Genomic DNA, 6777 nt, shown 5'->3' on the forward strand with positions numbered 1-6777 from the left:
CCGGAACAGGGATAAATTATGGAAAGCGGTGTGCTGGGAAACTTGCTCGCACCGTTTGGACGGGGGCTGTTGGTAATAGTTGATGAAAACAAATCTTATCAAGGAAACGCCAATAATCTATCCGTATTTCTATTTCTATGAGTAATTGTTATTTAAAATCCGGGGATAAATCTTTACCTGAATTATTATATGATGTTAAAGATGGTGTTTATGTTAATTCTATAGTAGGTTGTCACGCAGGTGTAGATGATATAAGTGGATCTTTTAGTTTGCAAGCTTCAGGTTTTTGTATTAAAAATGGTTTTATAAACAATCCTTTTAATATGGTTGTTATTTCCGGTAATTTTTTTGATTTATTAAACAATATTCAAGATATTGCTAATGATTTTAAATTTCAAATATCTGGCTTTGGTAGTTCTAGTGTACATGTTGGTTTATTAAATATATCGGGTAATTGAAATTCTCTATATTAATTTATTTAGGATAAAAATAAAAAAACTATTTATAGCTTTTATAGGCTATAAATAGTTTATTAATTTTTAAATTATTTAGAAGATTTTTGGACTTTTAAATCTTCAATAGCTTGACTCATTTTACTTGTTAAGTATTCTGTTGAAAGGAATTTTGTAACTTGATCTAAATATGTAGACGGTACTTGTTCATCTATTGATTTTAATAAAGGTGTAAAAAAATATAATTGAATTTCAGCAGGCAATATTACGTCGTAATAATTATCTGGTAAATATTTATCAGAATCAAAATTAGCTAATTTAGAGAATTTTTCATCTGAAGGATCCCAGTCTTGGATTGCGAACAAATCTTGAAATATGTAATCAAAGAATCTTTCTATTGCTTGTTTCAATGGAATTTGAGTTTTAAATTTTTGATTAACATCTTTTGATATAAGATAATGAGTGTAAGATAAAACTTTTTCTCTTTTATCATTATTTGAGTTCGAAACTTGGTCGAAATATTGACCAGAATCAAAAGCTAATATAGACATTTTAGCATTGTTTATAGTGAAAATGGTTAATAGACAAGCTAAGCTAACTGAGAAGAATAAAATACTATTTTTTATTATTTTTAACAAAAAAATAGCCCCCTTTTTTAATTTTCATTCTTCAGTATTATTTTTATCTATGGACAATTTGATTTTAACATTTTTTATTTTTAAAGTAAAGAAAATTATTATCTTGTTTTTGAGATTGGATAAAATTTTTCCCTAAAAGGCTAATTGTTATTTGATTATTCTTATTATAAATGATATAGTTATTTTTAAAAGCTTGTTCTATGCATTTTTTAAAAATTTTATTATTCCATTTTAAATCTTTTTGTATAATAGTTAATTGTTTTTTAAATGGTTGATTTTGATGATTTTCTAAATGAATTAATAAATTTAACATTAAAAAATTTTTTTTCTGTTTGTGATTTTGTATAATTGTTGTTATTATGCCTTTTCTTTTTTCAAAAATTAAAACTAATAAGAAATGTATTAAATTAACAATGGCTATTAAACTAGCTATAGGTATATTCCATAATATTCCTAAAAAGTATCCTAAATAAGTATTTATTAAACTAATCCATAAAGATAATAAAAATCCAGACAACAAATTAGATGTTAAAAGTATAGCGGTCATAGCTGGACCTATCATACAAGATATTACCATAATAGAACCAACGATATCAAAGCAAACAACTACTGTTAAAGAAACTAAAGTCATTAATAAGTAATTAATAATTATTGTAGAAAAACCTAATAATGAACATAAGCATGGGTCAAAAATAAAAATTTTAATTTCTTTAAAAAATAAAAAAATATAAATTAGATTAATGATTAAAATCGGTAATATTTTATATATTTGTTTTAAATTAATTAATTCTACATTTCCTAAAAATACTGCATCTGTATCTATATGAACATTACGTGTGTAATTATTAATTATGATAATAGCTATAGAAAATAAAAAAGTTAGAATTATGTTAATAGCTCCGTCTGATGAAATTTGAGCATTTTTTTTTAGTATTTCTATTAAAACAACAGTAATTAAACCGGTTAAAATAGCTCCTATAATTAATAATGGTGAATTTAAATTTCCAGTTATTAAAAAAGCTAAAACGATACCTAATAGTACAGTATGACTGATAGCATCTACTGTCATAGTCATTTTTTTTAATACTAAAAAAATACCTAAACTAGCTAAAGCTAACGAAGTTATAGTTAAGATTAAAAATACATCCCATTCGAATTGTGTAGCAATTTTATTTAAAAATTGTATTATCATTTGTTAAAATTCCTTATTGATTAATTTTTGAATGATTCTTTTACCTTTAGAAGTGATCATGATTTGTTTATTTATACAAACAAGATAATTTTGTTGGAATAAGAATTTTTCTAAATTAATATCTTTGCTACATTTATTTTTTAAATAAATATTAATTAATGATTTGAATTTTTTAAGATTTTTTAAATATTTTTTTTGTTTGATATATTTTGTAATTAAACTTCTTTTGGGCGCTAATAATAATGTAGCTATAATTAAAATATCAGTAATTATGATAATAATAGGTCCTGTAGGCATATGCGGTATTTGGTAACTAATAAAAATACCTAGTAAGCTGACAATAGCAGTTATTATAGCTGATAATATAGCGTTAATATGAAGTTTGTGACTAAATTGTAAAGCAATTATTCCAGGTAAAGTTATAAAAGAACTAGTTAAAATAACCCCCATTAATTTCAAACTGATTATAATAATACTAATTAACAACATATTTAAAATAAAATTTATTAATTTAATATTAAAACCAATACTGCGAGTAAAGGTTGAATCGAAGATAAATATTTTAAATTCTTTCCATAAAAGTATAATAATTATTCCAGTAATAATAGTTACTATTGTTATATAAATGATATTATTATAAGAAATAAGAGCTATTTGCCCTAATATGAATTTTTCTAAAACAGCAATTTTATTATTGGCAGATATTTTTTGGGCTATAGATATTAAAATATTTCCTAATCCGAATAAAGATGATAAAATTAGCGATAAAATGGCATCTATCGGAAGAATAGAATATTTTTTAATTAATTCTATTAACCCTATAGCTATTATTGAAGATATAAAAGCGCCTACCCATAAAACCCATTCATTGGTTTTCTGAGTTAATAAGTACATTACTACAATACCGGGCAAAATAGTATGAGCAATGGTATCCCCTAGTAAACATTGTTTGCGAAAAATCATAATAATACCTATGATTCCTGAAGCGCAACCTAATAAAGAAGCGCCTGTTAAAAGCTTGATATTGGTATAGTTCCAGAATTCTGTAATATTCATAATATTTTTGTTATTTTCCGTCCTTTCGAAGTATTTCGAAAAGTTTTATTTATATTATCCGACGTAAAACATTTTATAGTTGTGCCACTTGCTATTTTATATAAATTAAGTAAAACAATATGATCAAAATATTGTTCAACCGTAGTTAAATCATGATGTATTGCAATAATTGTTTTTCCTTCTTTTTGTAAGTTTTGTAAAATGGAAATAATTTTTTTTTCTGTTTGTATGTCGATTCCTTGTAGAGGTTCATCTAATAGATAAATTTCTCCTTGTTGAGCTAATGACCTGGCTAAAAAAACTCTTTGTTGTTGTCCGCCTGATAATTCTGAAATTTGACATTTTTGAAAAGATAACATATCTACTTCTTTTAAAGCTTGTATAGCGATATTTTTATCTTTGTCAGTTGGCCTTTTAAACCATCCTAGATGTCCGTATCTCCCCATTAAAACTATATCTAGAACTGTTGTAGGAAAATTCCAGTAAGCTTCGCTTCTTTGTGGCACATAAACTATTTTTTTTTGTAGATGTTTGTATGATTTTCCAAAAAATAAAATTTCTCCTGAGATTTTTGGAATTAATTCTATTAAAGTTTTAATTAAAGTTGATTTGCCCGCTCCGTTAGGACCTAATATAGCAGTAAAAGATCCTTTTGTAATTTCTAAATCTATATCCCACAGAACAGGCTTTTGGTATTGATAAGAAACAGTTAAATCTTTTATTTGAATTGCTATTTCTGGTTTTTTCATTTTTTTATGTTAACTCCTTACTAATAATATCAATATTATGTAAAAAAGCTCCTATATAACTAGACATTTTAAAATATTGATTTGTTTCTGGTAATTGTTTATAATTTGGATCTTCTTTAGTACCTAAAGAATCTGAATATAATTCTTGATCACTAATTTTTATTTTAAAATTAGGTTTATGATTTTTTACTGCTTCTATTAAACTATCGAGATAATTATGTGGAACCGATGATTCTATAAAAATAGCTTTTACTTTGTGTTTTATTATAATTTCAGCTATCTTTTCGATATCACGAGGAGAGGTTTCAGTTTGTGTGGATATTCCTTGTATAGAGTATAATCCTTTAAATTTATTTTCTTTAGCTAAGTATGAAAAAGCATCATGAGCTGTAATTAGTATAATGTCTTTATTTTCAAATGTTTTTTTAGTAATTTCTTTTAAATGATCCAATTGTTTAATATATAAATTAAAATTATTTTCTAGCGATTTTAGATCTTTTGATTCTACTAATTTTGATTGCAAGTGTTCTTTTAGATTTTTTAATACTTGTTGCCACAAATCAATACTGAACCAAATATGAGGATCTTTTTGGCCTGTTATTACATCTGTAATCAATTGATCATTTTTAATAGCTTGATCAGCAGACCATATATTAGATGTAGGAGATATTAAAGAAAAGGAATCTGTCATTTTAGATTCTAAGTGCAATCCGTTAGTTATAATTAAATCAGCTTGTTTTATAGCTATTCTATCAGATTGTTTTATTTTATAATTGTGAGGATCTACCCCGGCTTCCATTAAAACACAAGTTTTTATATTTTCGATTTTTTTATATTTTTCATCTTGTGGATTTTCTTTTTCATCTACATTCCCTATTAAATGATTAACCAAATCATCTAATAAATTAGTTGTAGAAGTAATAATTATTTTCTTATTTATATCTTTATCTTCTTTAGAAGAAACTGAAATTGAGTAAAAAACAACATAATTGATCATTATAGTGAATAAGAACATAAATATAAACCAACTATAATTATTTTTAGGTAAAAAATTTTTCATTTTTAATCTGGATCTAAATTTAATTTTTTTTAAATTTAACAAACCTTTCTAAATTTTATTAGAATTTTTTAAAATTTTTATCAAAAAATTTATGTTATATTGTAAGTTAAAATTTTGTATATTTTAATTTGTTTTTACTTGTTAATTTTATATTCATAAAAATAAAATGGATTTTAAAAATATTTTGATTTTATTCATTAAAGAATTTGTATTTCTTTGTTTAAAATTAAAAATTCTTTAAAATATTAAAATATCCGTTTATCTGATTATAGTTGTCATTATAAAAATGAAAAACTATAAATTTTTTTGCCTTAATTTTAACATATATTTATTTTAATGTCAAATTTATTATTTTTAATAATTACTATTTTTTTAAAAATGTTTTTTTATATAAATATTCACTTCATTGAAATATCATTTATAAACAATACTTTTTATTTTATCTCTGAAAAATTATTTTTTGATTTTTTGGAAAGTTTTTTATTTTTAAAGGTATTTTTGCAATTATTAGATTATAAATATGGTATAATTTAGTTGTTCTAAAATTTGTAATTTTTATGTAATATTTTGAAAAAAATTATTTATAAAATTAATTTCATTTCTTTTTATTATAAATTTATTATAAAATTACTAAGCGGTAACTTTTATTTATAAATTATTTAGAAACAGAAGATATTTTTTCAAATATTCTTAAAAAATATCATATTATAATTCAAATATCTTCTTTGTACAATAGTATTATTGAGCGGAAAACAATAATTATTTTTAGTTTTTATTTTATTGTCAAGAGATAAGAGGTTAAAAAATGATTTTAAAATCTAAAAAAATAAATAATTTTTCTGGTTTTATAATGATTTTATTAATTATTTTTTTATTTTTTACTATAATTTCTATTATAAGTTTTTTATCTAAATTATATTATGCTAAAAAAAATTTATTAAATAAATCTTGGAATGAACCATATTTATTATCAAAAAATATTGATAAACCTCAAATAAATCTTAATAAACCTAATTCGTCTTTAGATAAAACTCCAAAAACATTTAATAAAGTTAATGAAGAATCGTCTGTTTTGACTAGAAAAGTAAATGGAATTGATATTGAATTTAAATTTTTAGGCTATGCTCATGATATAGATGCGAAAGGAAATACTAATGTTATTTATGAAGATGTTGATAAAAATTTTAGACTTACCTGTTATGTTAATGTTGAGAGCGGACAACAATTAGAAGAAAGTTTATATCAACGTTTACCTAAAGAAAATGAATGGAAATTATTAAAACTTGAATATTTCCCTTTTAAAAAAAATATTTAGTTTATAAGAAAGTGCTAAAAATATCTAAAATATCGAGTGAACTAACCCATCACCAGTGCGATAAACACTGACAGGCTAAGAACGGTTCTTGAAAGGAAACTATTAAGAATTACAGCAGTTTTTAAAAGCGGGTTGCGATGAAGTAGTTAGTCAAGAAGACGCCGCCACCGAATGGTTCTAAGGGTAAACCTGAAATGGCCTAAGAAGATAAGCAGATGTAATTTCTTAACCTGTCTCGCAAACTACTATAAGCGAGCAGTTCGGAGGCTATCGATATAATATAATCATGTATTAGATAGTTTATCACTTAACCAA

Annotated in this window: 8 protein-coding genes; 3 read left to right on the forward strand and 5 right to left on the reverse strand. The window is 23.4% G+C overall.

Going from position 1 to position 6777, the window contains the following annotated elements; genetic code table 11:
* The first annotated feature begins 18 nt into the window (after window positions 1-18).
* Both OC701_RS02015 and OC701_RS02020 read left to right on the forward strand, forming a co-directional pair.
* Window positions 19-141, forward strand: coding sequence for a hypothetical protein (locus OC701_RS02015; RefSeq protein WP_304514435.1), 123 nt, complete (start codon window positions 19-21; stop codon window positions 139-141).
* Complete coding sequence (locus OC701_RS02020; RefSeq protein WP_304514436.1) at window positions 138-458, forward strand: metallopeptidase TldD-related protein; 321 nt, start codon at window positions 138-140, stop codon at window positions 456-458. The genes OC701_RS02015 and OC701_RS02020 overlap by 4 nt, the downstream gene beginning before the upstream one ends.
* A gap of 86 nt (window positions 459-544) precedes the next feature.
* Here the strand turns inward: OC701_RS02020 and OC701_RS02025 are convergent, their stop codons facing one another.
* From OC701_RS02025 to OC701_RS02045, 5 genes are all read right to left on the reverse strand, one after another.
* On the reverse strand, window positions 545-1090 hold the full coding sequence (locus tag OC701_RS02025) for a hypothetical protein (RefSeq protein WP_304514437.1): 546 nt from the start codon (window positions 1088-1090) through the stop codon (window positions 545-547).
* A 64-nt stretch (window positions 1091-1154) separates the two neighbouring features.
* Entirely contained in the window at window positions 1155-2282 is a 1128-nt protein-coding gene (locus OC701_RS02030) for a metal ABC transporter permease (RefSeq protein ID WP_304514438.1), read from the reverse strand.
* A gap of 3 nt (window positions 2283-2285) precedes the next feature.
* Entirely contained in the window at window positions 2286-3338 is a 1053-nt protein-coding gene (locus OC701_RS02035) for a metal ABC transporter permease (protein WP_304514439.1), read from the reverse strand.
* Window positions 3335-4087, reverse strand: coding sequence for a metal ABC transporter ATP-binding protein (locus OC701_RS02040; RefSeq protein ID WP_304514440.1), 753 nt, complete (start codon window positions 4085-4087; stop codon window positions 3335-3337). The genes OC701_RS02035 and OC701_RS02040 overlap by 4 nt, the downstream gene beginning before the upstream one ends.
* A gap of 4 nt (window positions 4088-4091) precedes the next feature.
* Window positions 4092-5084, reverse strand: coding sequence for a metal ABC transporter solute-binding protein, Zn/Mn family (locus OC701_RS02045; RefSeq protein ID WP_304514441.1), 993 nt, complete (start codon window positions 5082-5084; stop codon window positions 4092-4094).
* An 868-nt stretch (window positions 5085-5952) separates the two neighbouring features.
* On the opposite strand from OC701_RS02045, the gene OC701_RS02050 reads away from it, so the two are divergent.
* Window positions 5953-6462, forward strand: a complete 510-nt coding sequence (locus OC701_RS02050) for a hypothetical protein (protein ID WP_304514442.1) — start codon at window positions 5953-5955, stop codon at window positions 6460-6462.
* Window positions 6463-6777 lie beyond the last annotated feature (315 nt).

This window comes from Candidatus Phytoplasma bonamiae (genome assembly GCF_030586845.1).
In the GTDB taxonomy this organism is placed as follows: Bacteria; Bacillota_I; Bacilli_A; order Acholeplasmatales; family Acholeplasmataceae; genus Phytoplasma; species Phytoplasma bonamiae.